This is a genomic window from Rhodococcus sp. FW305-130 (assembly GCF_058788335.1).
This window is the reverse complement of the sequence record NZ_JBYTAP010000008.1, coordinates 20,422-37,930: the sequence shown is the minus strand read 5'-3', so window position 1 is coordinate 37,930 and position 17,509 is coordinate 20,422. Positions and strand designations below refer to the sequence as shown.

The following is a 17,509-nucleotide window of genomic DNA, read 5'->3' as shown; positions in this document are numbered from 1 at the left end:
ACTGGAGAGACTGTGTCCAACACCCTCGAAGCAAGCATCGACATCGACGCATCACCGCAGGACGTGTGGGCAATCGTCGCCGACCTGCAGCGCATGGGCGAATGGAGCCCCCAGTGCAAGGTGATGAAGGTAATCGGCGGGACCGTGCGTGAGGGCGCCAAGACGATCAACGTCAACCGCAAGGGCCTGCTGGTCTGGCCGACGTCGTCGAAGGTCGTTCGCTTCGAGCCCAACAAGTCGGTGGCGTTCCGCATCGCGGAGAACCGCACGATCTGGTCCTACGAACTCGAGCCGACCGCTACCGGCACCAAAGTGACCGAGCGTCGCGAGGCTCCCACCGGAACGTCGAAGGTCTCGCAGTTCCTCGTCAAGACCGTCCTGGGCGGAAACGCCGACTTCGAGGTCGAGCTCGTCGAAGGCATGAATGCCACCTTGAAGCGTGTGAAGAGCGAGGCCGAGGCGGCTGCACGCACCTCTGCTTGACCCTCGACCTGGTCGAGGCATCAGGATCCGTTCCATGGATCCCGTGATGACACAGATAGCGCAGGCACAAGAATTGGCGAGCTCCGGCAATCGAGCCGGGGCTCGCTCTGCGTTCGAGAAGATGTGGGAAGAGATCAGCGCCGCCCCCGATGCGCTCCACATCGTCTCCCTCGCGCACTACATGGCCGACGTTCAAGACGATCCGGCTCAGGAGCTCTGCTGGGACCTGCGCGCCCTCGACGCTGCCGATTCGTTGACCGACGCGCGAGCCCAGGAACACCACGCATCGCTGCAGGTCGCCGGTTTCTATCCATCGCTGCACCTCAACCTGGCTGCCGACTACCGCAAACTCGGACGCGACACCGAGGCCGTCGAACATCTGACGAAGGCCGAGGCGTCGGTCGGCACACTCGCCGACGACGGTTACGGCCGGATGATCAGGGGCGCTATCGAGCGACTGCGGGCAGAATTGATCCGTGACCACTAGTTCCGCCCTCTTGACGATCGGCGAGATGTCCAGGGCGTCGGCGCTCCCGATCAGCGCGCTGCGGTTCTACGACAAGGAAGGCGTGCTCGTCCCGCATTCCGTCGATCCGCACACCGGTTACCGCTGGTACACCGACGACCAGCTCCGCGACGCACGCGTGATCGCCGGTATGCGGCGCGTCGGTGTTCCGATCCGCGACATGATGGCCGTCCTGACCGGACCGGAACCCCATTCGTGCCTCGACGCCCATCTGCGCAACCTCGAGGACGGTCTCGCCGACGCCCGGGCCGAACTGGGACGAATCCACCGCCTGATCGACGCGCTACCTATCTCCGGCGGCGTGGACATCGACTCGTGGGATCTACGACGCGCACTCGACGCCGTGCTGTTCGCCGTGAACGAGGAATCGGAGTTCCCGATACTTCGCGGCGTCCACCTCGACATTCACGACGGCGTCGCTGCGTTTGTCACCACTGATCAGTTCCGGCTCGCGGTCGCCGAGGTGACAGTTCACTCCGCTCTGACGGTGTCCGCTGTCGTTCCCGTGGCCTTCGCGCGATTGTTACGCGATATCGCCGGCGTCGTGACGCTGACTTTCTCCGCGCGCACGGTGACTGCGTCGTATCCGGGAGGTGAGGTGTCCAGCCCACTCATCGAGGACGGCGAGTTCCCCGATCACCGAATCCTGCGCGAGCACCACAACGCCGTCGAACTGAGCGGCGACCAACTTGCCTCCCTGCTCAACGGCACCGGACACGGAGCCGTCGTCAGCATCGGCGAAGACGGTGGTGCCCGGGTGGATCCGGGTGGAATGGATCCCCGTGAACAGTTCCGAGTACTGGTCGACCGACAGCGACTGCGCGACGCCGCCGCAGCCCAACCGGGGCGGCAATTGGTCATCCGAGTAAGCGGTGCGGCGCTGCCGCTGGCGATACGCACCGGCGACTGTGTCGGGTACTACTCGTACTTGATGCCACTACAGCCTGTAGGAGAGAAGGCGTTCACGTAATCTATGGATGCTCTACCGCCCGTACTGTCAGTGCGACCAGCAGAAGACCTACCGAGTAGTTAGAGGAGCCTGTGGCACGCCGACCCACACCCCCCGGAACCCCGCAACCCACCGGGATCGGACATATCGTCGATCTGGTTCGCCATGCGATTCCGCCACTTCATCCCGCCGGCCTGCCGTTCGTGCTGGCCCCGCTGGGAGTTGCAGCTCTGGGCCGCAACCGTAAGTGGGTGCGCCGAGCCGGTCTGACCACCGCCGCCGCATGCGCCACGTTCTTCCGTCACCCGCACCGGGTGCCGCCCAACCGCATCGGCGTCGTCGTCGCACCCGCCGACGGCGAGGTGGCGCTGGTCGACAACGCCGTTCCGCCCGCCGAGCTCAATCTCGGAAGCGAGCCGCGCCCGCGCGTCAGCATCTTCCTCTCGGTTCTCGACGTGCATGTCCAGCGCAGCCCTGTCGGTGGAACGGTCAAAGAGGTCGTTCACCAGGCAGGCAAGTTCCTCTCCGCAGATCTCGCCGACGCCAGCGAGGTCAACGAGCGCAACAGCATGCTGATCGAAACCGCCGATGGTCACGACGTTGCGGTTGTCCAGATCGCGGGACTGCTCGCGCGCCGCATCGTCTGCTACGCCGGTGTCGGTGACGTCCTGCCGATCGGCGACACGTACGGACTGATCCGTTTCGGCTCACGCGTCGACACGTACTTCCCCGCCGGAACCACACTCCTGGTCGAGCCGGGACAACGCACGATCGGTGCTGAAACAGTTATCGCGCAACTGCCGTGAAGACGCCGAAGATGAAGTCAGCCGTGAAGAAGCCGGGAGCAGCCCAACCCGGCGCGAAGATGCCCAAACGCACCCAGGCGGTGCGGTTGCTGCCGTCCGTCATCACCATCCTGGCGCTGTGCGCCGGGCTGTCCGCCGTCAAATTCGCTCTCGACGGACAACCCGGTACCTCGCTCGCGATGATCGGCGCCGCTGCCGTCCTCGATTCACTCGACGGCCGCATCGCGCGACTGCTCGACGCCACCAGCAAGATCGGCGCCGAACTCGACTCACTGGCCGACTCCATCTCCTTCGGCGTCGCCCCGGCCCTGGTCCTGTACGTGACCTTGCTGGACGGCACCAGCATCGGCTGGATCATCGCGTTGATCTACGCGGTCAGCATCGTGTTGCGACTCGCACGTTTCAACACTCTGCTCGACGACGACGACGTCCCCGCGTACGCACGTGAGTACTTCGTCGGCGTTCCGGCTCCGGCCGGCGCACTCATCGCCCTCACTCCCCTGGCCGCGACGGCTCAGTGGGGTGACGGCTGGTGGTCTTCGCACTTCGTCGTCATCGTGTGGACGCTCTTCTCGGCTGCACTGATCGTCAGCCGCATCCCGACGCTGGCGATGAAGTCGGTATCCGTGCCGCCGCACATGGCGGCCGGCCTGCTCGTCCTGGTGACGTTGGCTGCAGCCGCACTCATCACCTACCCGTACATCCTGCTGATCGTTCTCATCGCGATCTACCTGGTGCACATCCCGTTTGCCGTGCACTCGAAGCGGTGGGTGGCAGCACGTCCCGAAACCTGGGACATCAAGCCTTCCGAACGCCGCGCGATCCGACGCCAACCCAACGTCGGTGGCCGCCGCTCGGCCGCTCGTCTCGGATTGCGGCGACCCCGCTAGTCCACGACGTACTCTCGAGAGGTGACTTCGCCGGAACTCGCCCTCACCGTTCGACTCAACACCTCTGCCGCCGACCTACGCCGCGGGGTCGTGCGCTTGCACCCCGAAGCGTTGGCGGCGTTGGGCATCCGCGAATGGGATGCCATCGCACTCATGGGAGCCCGCGGCACCGCGACCGTCGCGGGCCGTGCGCCCACCGGAACCCCGGCAGGCACAATCCTTCTCGACGACGTCACCATGTCGAACGTCGGCCTGACCGAGAACTCATCCGTCGTGGTCGGTCCGGTGACGGTGTACGGAGCGCGATCCGTCTCCGTCACCGGCTCGTCCATGGCGACAAATTCGATCAGCTCGACGGTTCTGCGACAAGCCCTTCTGGGCAAGGTCGTCAGCGTCGGCGACACGGTCTCGCTCCTCCCCCGCGATCTCGGTCCGGGTACGAGCACTTCCGAAGCCACCCAAGCGCTTTCCCGTACCTTCGGCGTCGCGTGGACATCCGAACTGCTCACCGTCACGGCCGTCGAACCTGCCGGTGGTCCGGTCAGCGTCCAGCCGAATTCGGCGGTCAACTGGGGTTCCGGCTCGGCGGGCACACTGACACCGAGTGCGCTTGTTTCCAGTCCGGCCGCCGTCGCGATCGAGCCTGCACCGTCGGTTCCGCTGGATCACCTCGTCGGCGCGCAAGCGCAGGCAGCCAAGCTGACCGAGTGGCTCGGCCTGGCACTCGACGAACCAGAACTGCTCCGTACGCTCGGCGCCTCCCCGCACCTCGGCGTCCTCATCACGGGCCCCGCCGGCGTGGGCAAAGCCACGTTGGCCCGCTCGGTCCTGTCCTCGCGCAAACTTGTCGAACTCGACGGCCCGGGAGTCGGTGCCACCGAGGCGAATACCCGCCTGCAGCGAATCGTCGACGCCGTTGCTGCCGTGCGCGGCGGTGGTGTACTGCTGATCAGTGACATCGACGCTCTGCTTCCGGCCACCGCGGAACCGGTGTCCGCACTGATCCTCGAACAATTGCGCAGCGCCGTCGCAACCCCGGGCGTGGCATTCGTCGCGACCTCCGCCCATCCGGAAACCGTCGACGCGCGCCTTCGCGGACAGGATCTCTGCGATCGAGAACTCGCACTTACCCTGCCGGACGGCGCAACTCGCAAGGCGTTGCTCGAACTCCTGCTCCGCCGAGTGCCCACCGGAACCCTCGAACTCGACGCCATCGCCTCGCGCGCACCCGGATTCGTGGTCGCCGACCTCGCGGCGCTCTGCCGTGAAGCTGCATTGCGAGCGGCTACGCGGGCGTCCAAATCCGGTGATTCTCCGGAGATCACGCAGGAAGATCTTGTCGGTGCCCTCGAAGTGATTCGGCCACTGTCTCGTTCGAGTACCGAAGAACTGTCGATCGGCAGCGTCACCCTCGACGACGTCGGCGACATGGTCGAAACCAAACAGGCCCTCACCGAGGCGGTGTTGTGGCCGCTGCAGCACCCCGACTCCTTCGCACGCCTCGGTGTCGACCCACCCCGCGGCGTGCTCCTCTACGGCCCTCCCGGCTGCGGTAAGACGTATCTCGTTCGTGCCCTTGCCAGCTCAGGTCACCTCAGCGTCCACGCCGTCAAAGGGGCTGAGCTGATGGACAAGTGGGTCGGCGCCTCCGAAAAGGCCGTACGCGAGTTGTTCCAGCGCGCACGCGATTCGGCGCCCTCGCTGATCTTCCTCGACGAGATCGACGCCCTTGCACCGCGTCGTGGTCAAAGCTCCGACTCCGGAGTGTCGGATCGCGTCGTAGCCGCGTTGTTGACCGAACTCGACGGCGTCGAACCGCTACGCGACGTCGTGGTGTTGGGCGCCACCAATCGACCGGATCTGATCGACCCGGCTCTCCTGCGCCCCGGCAGACTCGAACGTCTCGTATTCGTACCGCCGCCGGATGCGGAGGCTCGCAAAGCGATTCTGCGTGCTTCCGGCAAGTCGGTACCGCTCGCCGAAGATGTCGATTTGGACATTCTGGCCGTCGATCTCGAGGGATACTCGGCAGCAGACTGCTCGGCTCTCCTGCGTGAGGCTGCACTCGCCGCCATGCGTCGGAGCATGGACGCGGCCGACGTGACGGCCGCGGACGTGGCAACCGCCCGTGAGAAGGTACGTCCCTCACTCGATCCCGAGCAGGTGGCACACCTACAGGCGTACGCGGACAACCGATAAGGACTGACCATGGCTGCTGATCTGGTTCTGTACGGCGACATCGTGACCATGCACGAGGACTCACCACGCGCCCAGGCGCTCGCCGTGACGGGAGGCCGGATCACGGCCGTCGGCGCGCGCACGGACGTCGAGGAACTGGTGGGGCCGGATACCCGCGTCGTCGACGTCGGAGGTGCCACTGTTCTGCCGGGGTTCATCGAGCCACACGGTCACCCCCTGGAAGAAGCCATCGTGCTCGGGCCTGACGTCGTCGACATCCGGCCTGTCACGATCGCCGAGGCGGATGCCGTAGTTGCTGCCGTCGTCGACACTGTTCGTTCGCGAGGTGCTGCCGGCGCTTCTTTGAACGGTTGGGACCCGTTGCTGCAGAAGGGCCTACCCGATCCGACCATCGACTGGCTGGACTCCGTAGCGCCGGAGTACCCCCTCGTGATCATGCACAACTCGGGACACGTCGCGTATTTCAACACGGCGGCAGCAGTGCAGGCCGGCATCACCCGCGATACCCCCGATCCGATCGGCGGATCGTACGGCCACGACGCGACGGGCGCACTCGACGGATCCGCGTACGAAATGCCCGCGGTGTTTGCAGTCGCGGGCCACGCAGTCACCATCGGTGACGACTTCCCCGCACTGGTGGCGGCCGAATGCGCCCGGCTGAACGCCGCCGGAATCACCACCATCGCCGAATTGTCGTTCGACCCCAAGATGCGGCCCGCCCTGGCAGCGATAGCCGACGCCGGACTGCTCACCACCCGCCTGCGGCTCTACGAGATGTCCAACGAAGCGCGCACTACCGAGGCGTCACCGGGCGACGGAAACGACCTGGTGCGCCAGATCGGCATCAAGGTCTGGTCCGACGGTTCACCGTGGGTCGGTAACATCGCCACCAGCTTCCCGTATCTCGATACCGAAGCCACCCGCGCGCTCGGGATCGCCTGCACGCACGGGCACGCCAACTACACCGGCGAACAGATCCACGACATCAGTTCCGCCTACTTCGCCAAAGGGTGGCAGATGGCGTGCCACGCGCACGGCGACGACGCGATCACCATGGTTCTCGACGCGTGGGAGCAGCTTCTGAAGGAGCATCCGCGGCCCGATCACCGGTTGCGTCTCGAACACGTCGGCGCGATGCGTCCGGATCAGTTCGCCCGCGCAGCGGAACTGGGCGTCACGGTCAGCATCTTCATCGACCACTTGCACTACTGGGGTGACGTTCTGGTGGATGACCTGTTCGGCCCCGAATACGGATCCGTCTGGGCCGCAGCAGGTTCTGCACTCGCGGCCGGGCAACGGTTCACCTTCCACAACGACGGACCCGTCACCCCTGCCAATCCGCTACGGAATATGCAGGACGCCGTCACCAGGCTTTCGCCCAGCGGCCGCGTCGTGGCACCCCAGGAACGGATCCCCGTGGACGCCGCTGTTCGCGCCCATACGGTCAACGCCGCGTGGCAGCTGTTCAGCGAAGATCACATCGGGTCCATCTTCCCCGGCGCCTACGCGGATCTTGTTGTGCTGTCGGCGAATCCCCTCGACGTCGAGCCGACCAGGCTGGCCGACATCACGGTGCTCGCCACCATCCTGGAGGGCCGGACGGTGTACGGAGACCTGAGCGCGATCGGCTGATCTCGAACTCAAAGTAGTCCGTTTTGTCCCTGGCTCTCGAAAGTATGTTCGATTAAACTTTCGGTATGAACAGTCGGGAAGCATGGCAGCTGGATGGCGAGGACCTCAAGAGTGAGGTTCTGGATCTGGTGCGTGTCCGACACGAGTTGCAGTCGCGGATGGTGTTGCTGATCGTGGAAATTTTTTCCCGTGAGGTTCTCGGGGGGAAGGGTTTTCGGGCGATCGCGCAGTGGTTGCACGGGTCGACGAATCTGGAGATCGGCGAATGCAGCCTGCTGGTCGGGTTGGCGCGGTTGTTGATGCTCGAACCCGTTGTCGCGGATGCGTTTCACCGGGGCGATGTTGATGCGTTGAAGGCCCGTCAGGTGGCGTCGTTTTGTCAGCATCCGCCCAAGAACATGACGCCGGCGGATGTGGACAAGGCCCGCGGGATTCTGCTTGATCTGGCATCGAAGAACATTGCGGATTGTGATGCGGTGCGGGCAGCGATTCGGCGGATCGAGAAGCAGTACGGAAAACGCGAGGATGGCGTCCCGGTCGGCGAGGATTCCGAACGTAACGAGTTCTACGCCTCGAAAGGCCTGTACGGCAGAGTAACTGTGAAGGGCGACTTGGATGCGATCAACGGGGCCCGTCTGATCACGCTGCTGTCGAGCCTGTCCGCTCCGACACCGGAGAAGGACGGCGTGAAGGACACCCGCACTCCGGCATTACGTCGGGCCGATGGGTTCTGTGAACTGTTGCGCCGGTACGAGCGGGCGGGGTTGGGTCCGATCGAAGGCGGGGTGAAACCGCACATCACGGTAACGGCCAGCGCGAAAGACATGACGGATCTGCAAGCGTTGAAAGACCTCCTGCCGTCGACGGAGGAACTCGGGTTCGCGTGGACGGATTGGGTGGGCCCGATCAGTATCGATACCGCCCGGATGTTGGCGTGCGACTGCACCGTCACCCGGATCCTCCTGGACAAGAATGGTGTTCCGCTCGACTGCGGCAAGGAAGCGAGAACAGCAACGGTTCCGCAGCGGCGGGCTCTTGCGGTCCGGGATGGTGGGTGTGCGTTTCCGGGGTGTGGGACTCCGTCGGGGTGGTGCGATGCCCATCATATTGTTCACTGGAACGATGGTGGCCCAACAGATCTCGACAACCTGATCTTGTTGTGCGGTCACCACCATCGGACACTGCACCACACCGAATGGCGGGTCGAGATCGGCCCCGACCGAAAAACAGTGTTCTATCCACCGATGTCGATCGATCCATATCAACAGCCGATCGGCGGGAACAGCCCACCGACAGCAGCCTGAACGGGCACAAATTGAAAACGCGAGCACCGGGGCACGATCATGCCCCGGTGCTCATGCTGCGTTCCGTCATCTTCGCGGAGACGTACGGCCTACCAGCGGTTCCGAACCTCCTCGGCAAATCCGAGGAGATCTCGAACCACCACGGAGGTACCGTCGTCGAGGATTACTGTGCCGGAGAACTTTCCGAACACCTGATGCTGAATCGAACGCAGCACCCCGACATCGAAAGTCGCGGCACGGTCGATGATCGGCTGGAAAGTCATCTCGAAGCGACCATCGTTGCTCGAGAAGTTCCACGGCGCGCCGTCGTACGTTCCCTGCGGGATGCCGAAGTCGATCCTGTCCAGTTTGTGCGCCCGGCCGCCGACAAACACGATGTTCTCGCTGGCCGCCGTAGTGTCGCCGAAGCCGTAACCGATGTTGAATCCGAACCGCTCGCCGTTCACCAATCCGGATGCAGAACCCCAGTACCAGGTGTTGTCGTAAGTCCAGACTCCCCTGCCCCAATCGAGAACGCCGAACGAGTCTTCCGAGCGAAATGTGAAGTCGTCGCTCCCGATTCGCACAGTCCCGGCAGCGGGCAGGCAGTTGATCTTCTGGTTGTAGTAAAACGAACGGGACGCCTTCGGAAACGGTGTGGCGATCACCATCCGGTCATCGGCAGGACTCGCCAGGAACAGATCGGCATGAAGACCTCGTCCACCGTCGAAAGCCGGGTAGTCGACAATCAAGTGGCGCCCACCGTCCACATGGCGAAACTCGAAGCGAGCTTTACCTTTCGACACCACCACATCACCGTCGTCCGCGCTTTCGGGCAGACCGAGCCTTCCCATCGGGAACGGCAGCATCACGTTTTCGGTGATCTCGTGTGGTGTTCGGAAATCGAGCCAGGAGACTCCGAGCAAGCCCATGTACCCGTTGTCGGCGACGGTCAACGCGATGCCGTAATCCGCAGTGAGAACGCAGTAGTAGTCCCACTCCTTGATCCGGAACTTGGGAGCGGTGATCGCAGAGCGTCGATACTTGCGAATCTCCGATGGGGCCCAACCCGTCTCGACCAAATGTCCGCGATCGTCGAGAAGCGGGCCGGGCGACATCAGTGTCTGCATTCTTACTTCCAGCGTCCCAAGATCTCGTTCGCACGGTTGGCCAATGCCATCTGGAAGAACGGACCGAAGCTCACACGTGCCACTCCGAGCGGACCGAAACTTGCCGGATCGTCCTGGTCCGGGATTCCGATCGCATTGATCGGAAGTGGAAGTTCGGACGTCAGGCGGCGCTGGGTCGCGTCGTCATGCCGCCCGACGGGGTAAAGAACGTCGGCGCCGGCGTCGGCCGCCAGCTTGAGGCGTGCGATGGCGCGATCGACACGATCGGACTCGTCACCGACCTGCTTCACGAACAGGTCGGTGCGCGCGTTGACGACAACGTGAACTCCGGCTGCGTCGGCGGCCTGACGAAGCCCACCCACAAAGTCGGCGTGCTCCTGCGCCTCACGCAAGCGTCCGCCTTCACTGTGGACGGTGTCCTCGATGTTGAGTCCGACAGCGCCGGCATCGATCAACCCGTCGATGAGAACTGCCGGCTCGAGCCCGTAACCACCCTCGATGTCCACCGAGATCGGGGCGTCGACCGCACCGGTGATCTGCTTGATCCGGTGCAGAAGTTCGTCGAAGGTGATGCCCTCGTTGTCCGGCTTGCCGATGGAATCGGAAACCGGGTGGCTGCCCACCGTCAGGGCTGCAAAACCGGCAGCCACCGCAAGATTCGCCGACCACGCGTCCCAGACCGTCGGGAGAATGACCGGGTTACCTGGCTGGTGCAACGCCAATAGAGCAGTTGCCTTGTCGTTGATCGAAGTCATGCGGTGGCTCCTCGAGATCGTGGGGTGTACCTCTCACCTACCGACTCTAGTGAGCGACCGGGCAGCCTGTGCTCTTGTAATCGACCTGGAACTCCTTGATGCCGTTGATCCAACCCGAGCGCAGACGGCGCGGATCACCGATCTTGGTGATGTCCGGGACGTTGTCGGCGATGGCGTTGAACATCAAGTCGATCTCCATGCGAGCGAGGTTTGCACCGATGCAGAAGTGAGCGCCAGTTCCGCCGAAGCCCAAGTGCGGATTGGGGTTACGAGTGATGTCGAACGTCATCGGGTTCTCGAACACGTCCTCGTCGAAGTTCGCGGAGCTGTACAGCATCACCACGCGCTGCCCCTTCTTGATCGACACTCCTGCCAGCTCGGTGTCCTCGAGCGCGGTGCGCTGGAAGGCGGTGACGGGTGTCGCCCAACGGACGATCTCGTCGGCCGTCGTCTTGGGACGTTCCTTCTTGTACAGCTCCCACTGCTCGGGGTTGTCCAGGAACGCGATCATTCCGTGCGTGATGGCGTTGCGGGTGGTCTCGTTCCCTGCGACCGCCAGGATGAGCACGAAGAACCCGAACTCTTCCGGGCTCAAGGAGTCGCCGTCGATGTCGGCCTGGACCAGTGTGGTGACGATGTCATCTGCCGGGCAGGTACGACGCGCGTCTGCCATTTGGTACGCGTATCCGAGGACCTCGGTGGACGCGACTGCCGGATCACCCTGGTATTCCGGGTCGTCGTAGCCCATCATCTCGTTGGACCACTTGAACAGCTTGTCCCGATCGTCCTGCGGTACACCGATCAGATCCGCGATCGCCTGGAGCGGCAGCTCGCTGGCAACCTGCTTCACGAAGTCGCCCGGGCCTTCGCTCACAGCGGTGTCGACGATGCTGCGCGCACGACGATCCAATTCGTCGCGCATGCCGTTGATCGCGCGCGGCGTGAACAGCTTCGAAATCAGCTTGCGGAGCTTGGTGTGCTCCGGCGCATCCTTGTTGAGCAGAAGATGCCGGAGCATCTCGACGGCCTCACGTGGCATGTCGTCGGCGAAACGCGCGATCGCGGTGTTCTCCCAGCTCGAGAACACATCGCTGCGCTGGCTGACCTCTTTGACGTCAGCGTGACGCGAGACCACCCAGTAGCCCTCGTCCTGGAATCCACCAACGGTCGGCGGCTGCTCACACCACCACACGGGCGCGCTTCGACGCAGTTCGGCGAATTCCTCGAAAGGGATCCGCTCCCCGAGGACAGCAGGATCGGTGACGTCGAATCCGGCCGGTAGGTCAGGCGTGCGAGTTGTGTCCGAGATGGTCATGGCGTCCTCTGATCGGTCGATTGTGCGCTACACCACAGAGTAGCTTTCACTAACAGACTGTCAAGTGAAAGACGGAGAGTCTCGTGCAACTGACCCGTGAGAGCCCCCGCGGCACTAGGATCCCGGTAATGACAGATACCTCCGGCAGACTGACGCTGCGAGAGAAGCAGAAGCAGCGAACCCGCGCAGACCTCGTGGATGCCGCCGGCGCGCTCTTCACCGAACGCGGATACGCGGCTGTCACCGTCGAGGACATCGCCGGCCGGGTCGGTTGCAGCCGCGCCACCTTCTACCTGCACTTCCCCGGCAAGATCGACATACTCAAGGCCCTCGGCTCGAACACGGTCGTATCCAGCACGCTCGCGATATTCCAGGATCTCGACCACGTACTCGATTCCGGTTCGCGCGAAGAATTCGCCGGCTGGATCAACCGCGCTCTCGACTGGTGCCGCGATCACCACCACATGATGCGGGCGTGGGACGAGGCCATGGTCCTCGAACCCGAATTCCGAACACTGGCACGTGAAGGCATCTCCGCACTGCCCAACGCGATGCCGTCGTACCTGGCACGCTGGCCGCAGAGCCGACACGACGAGGCGAAACTCCGGGTCGAGCTCCTGCTGACACAGATCGAGCGCTTCTTCATTCGGTGGGCGGAACAGGGCGCGATCACCGCGGGTGCGGACGTCGCAGCAGACGTTCTCACCGACATCTGGTTTCCGGCACTCACGCCGCCCACGACCGATGTTGCGGCGCCGCGATAGGTTGGCCCGATGCCACTCGACCTTCGAGCGATCCTCACCACCGTCGCTGCACTCCTGTCCGGGATACTCGCGGCGCTGGCCCTGACCAATCCCGTTCTTCGCGACTGGGCCATCGTGGCCTCCCCGTCAGAAGTAGATCGCTGGATCAGCAGCGGACCGACTGCTGTCGGCCTCGGCGCCGTGATCGCCGTGCTTGCCTGCGCCATCTCACAGCGTCGCGGGTCCCGTCGGGCGGCGTGGATCGCGATCGCCGTCGGCGTCGCCGTCATCGCGATCGTTCGGGCAGTCGTACCCGAGGTTGCGTCACTGGACCTGCTGATCGCCTTGATCATCGTCAAAAGTGTTGCAGCCGGCACCATTCTGGGCTGCGTGGTTGCCGTCAGTTGGGACCGCACTGCCACCAAGAACGCGACACTCCTCGGCGTGCTCGCCACCTTCCTCGCGATCCGCACGTTCGCCGGTGGGACAGCCCGGATGACGACGTCTTCGGTGGGTGAGCCGTCGTGGTGGCTGATCGGCGCCACGGCCGCAGCAGCAATCGCCTGTGCAGTGACCGCGCAAGCCGGCTTCCGGATTCGCAAGCCGGACTCGGGTGAAATCCGCATCGCTCTCGTGGTGATCACCGCGCTGGCGATCGGGCATCGAGTGCTCGGCGCCGTGATCGACCGCCAGCAATACGCGTCCGAGGCGACCGCCTGGATCGTCATGGTTTTGGCGGCAGGCGCTGCGCTCGCCTTGACGTGGATCGCCGCTTACCGCCTCGGCGACGCCTCCGGTGCTGGTGGCAAGTTCCTCTGGGCGGCAACCGCACTGGCCGCTGCGTCGGCCCCGCTCTTCGTCGACATCGCGAAGGGTTCCGGCCACTGGGGAGACCTGAAGTCCCCTTGGGTACTGGTGCTTTTCGCGGCCCTTCTGGTCGCCGTCGGATTGAGGCTGCACAAGCAGGTGCCAAACTTCGTGCCCATCGCCGTTCTCGTTGCGGTTCCGCTGTCAGAACTACTGCCCTTCGACTCCGCGCACGGCGTCTGGTCAATCGCACTGAAGATCGCCGCGCTGGGCCTCGCCGCCGGTTTGCTGTTCGGTTCCCTTGCTCCCGGCAGCCTCGTCGACGCCACACTCGGACTCGCCATTCCCTTTGCCGCGATGACCTTCTCGTCGATCGCCATTCTCACCGATCAGCTCTCTTTCCCACCGATGATGACGTCGATATACATCCAAGGCCAGCTCGACATCGATGCGGTCTCTCCCCACGGCGACGGAGGATTATTCGGACGCGGCATCGGAATCACCGTCGACTACGTCACCGCTCAGACTGTCGGCACTGCAATCCTCTTCGCCCTGATCATCGGCTTCTGTGGTGCGGCGATCCTTCGACGATCCCACCCACCCGCCGAGGTATCGGAACCCACCGAGACCGCCTGATCGGGACAGACCGATGACCATCGACCTCCGGTCATGGACCGGCGCCCTCGCGGCCTTTCTCTCGGGAATCCTTGCCGCCGTGGCGCTGACGAACCCAGCGCGAATGAGATGGCCTGTTACCGAACCGCAGTCGAAGATCGACCAATGGATCAGCAGCCAATCCACCAGCGTCGTGGTGGGTGCCATCGTCGCCGTAGGGGCCTGCGCGTATCTCCAGCACCGCGGTTCTCGCAGGCGTGCGTGGGCGTTTGTGTACTCGGGCGTCGTCGTGTTGATTCTGATCAGATTCCTCGTCGCCGAAGAAGTCGGTCTTGATCTGCTGAGCGTTCTGGGTTTCGCCAAAACCATTGCAGCCGGACTCATCCTGGGCGGCGCTGTCGCCGCATCGTGGGACAGCCGCCTCGGACGCAACCTGCTGATCATTGGCGTGGTGTCGACGTGGTTGGCCGCGCAATCGTCCACCGGCGATTTGATACCCGTCAGCACGTCGTCCATCGGCGAACCTGCCTGGGCACTTCTGTTGCTGACCCTGATCTGCGCAGTGGCGTGCGCAGTGACAGACGACTCCGAATTGCGGATCAGCGAAAGCGAACCGGGCGTCGCCGCAGCCGCTCTGGCAGTTGTCACCGGCCTCGCTGTCACCCAACGGATTCTGAGTTCGGTCGTCGACCGGCAAGAGAACCCACCGACGTTTTCGGGTTGGCTGGTCATGGTCGCGTCCACCGTCGCCGTCCTCACCCTGACCTGGTTCTGTGTGAGGAGACTGGACACAACTTCAGGCAGTGGCGGATTCCTTTGGGTTGCAACCGCTGTTGGAGCCGCCGCCACGACGGTGTTCGCGGATCTGACCGACCGCTTCTTTCTCGACGGTGACCGAACCTCGCCGTTGGTGATCGCTGCCCTCGCGATCATCGCGGTCGTCTTCGGCTTGTCGCGTTCTCGACACCGGGATCGTACGATTGCAGGTCTGGCTCTGCTGGCTGCGATCCCGTTGTCGGAGTGGATCTTCGACGGCGAACACGAACTTGCTCTACTGCTCCGCATTGTCGCGCTGGGCGTCGGGTCGGGATTGCTGCTCGGATCCGTTCTGCCGTCGAATCCCGTCGCAGCGACGCTGGGGTTGACGATTCCTTTCACTGCCCTGGTCTTCATGTCGATCGGGCAGCACGAGATCGAGACAGTGTCGTCAACGTACGTCCGGCACGATCCGCCCTCGACGTACGTCGAGTACAACGCTGAATTGCGAGCCTACGTCGACGCGAGCGAGCCCGACGCAGCCTTCCGGGCCGAGGCCGCGACCATTGCCTACGCGTACGAGGCGCCGCCACGCTCCGCCGCCGCAGCCCCGTTGACACACCGTCACCGGACTGAGACCTCCTATTGCGGTGCAACTGGTACCGGATTGACTATTTTGGAGCAGTGCCCATCGCCCGCAGGACGCTGCTCGTCGCACTGAGTGGTGTGACGGCATTCGTCGTCACCGTCGTCGCTTTGGCACCGTTCGTGAACAGCCAGTCGACGTCGATTTCGACGGGCGACCGATTCTGGTCCATCTCGACCATCGGCGCCGGCGTCTTGGCTGTCGTCGCGGTCGGGACAGCCGCGATGATGGCCCGTTGCCGATTGCGGACCGCGGCCATGACGGTCTTCGGCGGGCTCCTCCTCGAACTGCCCGGGCTCTACGATCACAACTTCGAGGCACTCTCGCCCGTCGGTGCGGGAGTCGCTGTCGGCGCGGTGACGGTTGCTGCCGCTCCCCGGGTTCGAGCTGCCTCGGTCGCGGGAACGATTGTGGCTGTGCATGTCTCGGATTCACTCCTGGACGAAGACGCAATTCCTCGGCGGTACGCGGACTACATCGCCGACAACACCAACCAGTTTCAACCACCGGTGTTGGGGGCAACACTTCTCGCGCTCGCTTTGGCCGCCGCCTGCGTCGCCGCGTTCTGGTTCCACGATTTCGACAAGGACCACCCCAAGGAACGGATGGCCGTTCGGCCGGTGACTATCGCGGCGGTGCTCACTCTCTTCGGGGTCGCGGCAAATTGGTGGTTCGAGATCACCACCGTCACGGCGGCCGTGCCCCTTCTACTCGTCGCGCTCGTAATCACTGTGATCTGCGCGCGGGTGCTGGGCGACGGCGGTCGAATCCTGCTGATGTGTACCGCCGCCGTCGCAACTCTGGCGGCGGTGTCGGCGAACCGTCCCGCAACCGAAGCCATGGAATGGTCGAAAACCCCCGCCTCGACCGCCGTCGTGATCGGCGTCGTCATCGTCGCCGCGGCAGCAATCGGCGCGATCGCTCCCTCGCGGGTCGTCGGCTACGGATTGCTCCTGGCGGTGACGGTCGCCGGGATCGTCAGCTACGCCACGTCGCCGTCGCCGAAGATCGGTGACGTTCTCACGATCAGCGATCTTCTTGTCGCCTTCACCTCTGCGGTCGTCACGTACGCGATCGCCAGCGCGATGTACCGAGAGCCACCGCGGACCGGAGCGTCACGAGCCCTCGTCGGACTCGGTGTCATCTTCGGCCCGACGGCGCTGGCCCTGCTCGTCTATCCGCAGTTCGACTACGGATGGACGGCGTACACGCCGCTCGACGAGAACAAGCCGTTCAACGGCATCACGACGGTCGGCCCGTTCGAAATCTCGACCGACATCCTGATACTCGACGCCGTGGCACTGATCATCGTGGCCGTCTGCGCCTATGCAAGTCTGCGCTTGGGGCGAGTCAATCGATCCGGGCCTCCGCCGATCAGTCGATCAGATCCATCGACGCCAGGCGATGGAACACTTTGAGCGATCCCGGCGCCACCTCGTCCATCGCTGCGTACTCGGCGAGCGTGAAGTAGCGGAACTCGGCGATCTCGCTGGTCGGGCGCGGGTCTCCGGCCATCTCCGCCAGATAACAACTCATGTGCAGGCCCGTGTCCGCGGAATGTCCGAAAGCGTGAGCCTCGAAGACGTCGAGGAACGTGACCGTCCCGTCGACCAGATCGACGTCGAGTTCCTCCCGAATTTCGCGGTGCAGTGCCTGCTCGGGCGTCTCACCCGGGTCGATCTTTCCGCCGGCCATGTAGAACGCGGTCTTGCCCACGGACCGGGTCTGGATCAGCTTGCGGTCACGAATGTGCGCAAGGGCGGCGGTACGGATGATCGTGGTGGGAGTCGACGAATTCACGTCGTCCAACCTACGTGTATCAGCGAGTGCCGATGATGTCCGAATCGACTCGCTGCACATCGAAACTGCCACGCCCGGTAATATGTACGCAAAGACAACCTCTCCGACTAGGTGAATTGTCTCGTTAATCCGATAGGTTCGATTTTGTTCGGACACCCCGCCGCCCGCTGACAA

16 protein-coding genes are annotated in these 17,509 nt (G+C 63.9%); 12 read left to right on the top strand and 4 right to left on the bottom strand.

The genetic code is table 11. The annotated features are described in order from the left end of the window. Window positions 1-12: 12 nt before the first annotated feature. The 8 genes from AC3WQS_RS23730 (at window position 13) to AC3WQS_RS23695 (ending at window position 8,789) form a co-directional block, all read left to right on the top strand. The gene (locus AC3WQS_RS23730; protein WP_003941500.1) at window positions 13-483 is read left to right on the top strand and encodes an SRPBCC family protein; all 471 of its coding nucleotides are present in this window, start codon (window positions 13-15) and stop codon (window positions 481-483) included. Window positions 484-517: 34 nt separating this feature from the next. Continuing rightward, window positions 518-970, top strand: a complete 453-nt coding sequence (locus AC3WQS_RS23725) for a hypothetical protein (RefSeq protein ID WP_075832586.1) — start codon at window positions 518-520, stop codon at window positions 968-970. Then, a complete protein-coding gene (locus tag AC3WQS_RS23720; protein ID WP_317558315.1) occupies window positions 960-1,979 on the top strand; it encodes a DNA polymerase III subunit beta family protein in 1,020 nt (339 codons plus the stop codon). Before AC3WQS_RS23725 ends, AC3WQS_RS23720 begins: the two co-directional genes overlap by 11 nt. Window positions 1,980-2,050: 71 nt before the next feature. Continuing rightward, entirely contained in the window at window positions 2,051-2,764 is a 714-nt protein-coding gene (locus AC3WQS_RS23715) for a phosphatidylserine decarboxylase (protein WP_003941540.1), read from the top strand. 59 nt (window positions 2,765-2,823) lie between these two features. Then, entirely contained in the window at window positions 2,824-3,654 is an 831-nt protein-coding gene (locus tag AC3WQS_RS23710) for a CDP-alcohol phosphatidyltransferase family protein (protein ID WP_029254795.1), read from the top strand. Window positions 3,655-3,675: 21 nt separating this feature from the next. Next, window positions 3,676-5,853 carry an AAA family ATPase gene (locus AC3WQS_RS23705; protein WP_003941536.1) on the top strand — a complete coding sequence of 726 codons (2,178 nt, stop codon included), beginning with the start codon at window positions 3,676-3,678 and terminating at the stop codon, window positions 5,851-5,853. Window positions 5,854-5,862: 9 nt separating this feature from the next. Then, window positions 5,863-7,485 (top strand): amidohydrolase, encoded by a 1,623-nt coding sequence (locus tag AC3WQS_RS23700; protein ID WP_492712820.1) that lies wholly within the window; start codon window positions 5,863-5,865, stop codon window positions 7,483-7,485. A 65-nt stretch (window positions 7,486-7,550) separates the two neighbouring features. Further along, the gene (locus tag AC3WQS_RS23695; protein ID WP_492712819.1) at window positions 7,551-8,789 is read left to right on the top strand and encodes an HNH endonuclease signature motif containing protein; all 1,239 of its coding nucleotides are present in this window, start codon (window positions 7,551-7,553) and stop codon (window positions 8,787-8,789) included. 89 nt (window positions 8,790-8,878) lie between these two features. Here AC3WQS_RS23695 and AC3WQS_RS23690 read toward each other — a convergent pair whose 3' ends face one another. From AC3WQS_RS23690 to AC3WQS_RS23680, 3 genes are read right to left on the bottom strand one after another with little or no spacing between them, the layout of a single operon-like run. Continuing rightward, window positions 8,879-9,898 carry a DUF2804 domain-containing protein gene (locus tag AC3WQS_RS23690; protein ID WP_492712818.1) on the bottom strand — a complete coding sequence of 340 codons (1,020 nt, stop codon included), beginning with the start codon at window positions 9,896-9,898 and terminating at the stop codon, window positions 8,879-8,881. Between the two features lie 2 nt (window positions 9,899-9,900). Continuing rightward, window positions 9,901-10,653, bottom strand: a complete 753-nt coding sequence (locus AC3WQS_RS23685; protein ID WP_007730096.1) for an isocitrate lyase/PEP mutase family protein — start codon at window positions 10,651-10,653, stop codon at window positions 9,901-9,903. A 46-nt stretch (window positions 10,654-10,699) separates the two neighbouring features. Further along, window positions 10,700-11,968 (bottom strand): cytochrome P450, encoded by a 1,269-nt coding sequence (locus AC3WQS_RS23680; RefSeq protein WP_020906700.1) that lies wholly within the window; start codon window positions 11,966-11,968, stop codon window positions 10,700-10,702. A 128-nt stretch (window positions 11,969-12,096) separates the two neighbouring features. Here AC3WQS_RS23680 and AC3WQS_RS23675 point away from each other — a divergent pair, with 128 nt between their 5' ends. From AC3WQS_RS23675 to AC3WQS_RS23660, 4 genes are read left to right on the top strand one after another with little or no spacing between them, the layout of a single operon-like run. Then, window positions 12,097-12,732, top strand: coding sequence for a TetR/AcrR family transcriptional regulator (locus AC3WQS_RS23675; protein WP_020968862.1), 636 nt, complete (start codon window positions 12,097-12,099; stop codon window positions 12,730-12,732). A 9-nt stretch (window positions 12,733-12,741) separates the two neighbouring features. Continuing rightward, window positions 12,742-14,154 carry a hypothetical protein gene (locus tag AC3WQS_RS23670; RefSeq protein ID WP_070796580.1) on the top strand — a complete coding sequence of 471 codons (1,413 nt, stop codon included), beginning with the start codon at window positions 12,742-12,744 and terminating at the stop codon, window positions 14,152-14,154. A gap of 13 nt (window positions 14,155-14,167) precedes the next feature. Further along, entirely contained in the window at window positions 14,168-15,610 is a 1,443-nt protein-coding gene (locus AC3WQS_RS23665; RefSeq protein WP_492712817.1) for a hypothetical protein, read from the top strand. After that, window positions 15,574-16,953 (top strand): hypothetical protein, encoded by a 1,380-nt coding sequence (locus tag AC3WQS_RS23660; protein WP_225320317.1) that lies wholly within the window; start codon window positions 15,574-15,576, stop codon window positions 16,951-16,953. The genes AC3WQS_RS23665 and AC3WQS_RS23660 overlap by 37 nt, the downstream gene beginning before the upstream one ends. On the opposite strand, the gene AC3WQS_RS23655 is transcribed toward AC3WQS_RS23660, so the two are convergent. Then, a complete protein-coding gene (locus AC3WQS_RS23655) occupies window positions 16,910-17,335 on the bottom strand; it encodes an NUDIX hydrolase (protein WP_031331804.1) in 426 nt (141 codons plus the stop codon). The genes AC3WQS_RS23660 and AC3WQS_RS23655 overlap by 44 nt on opposite strands. Between the last annotated feature and the right edge of the window lie 174 nt (window positions 17,336-17,509).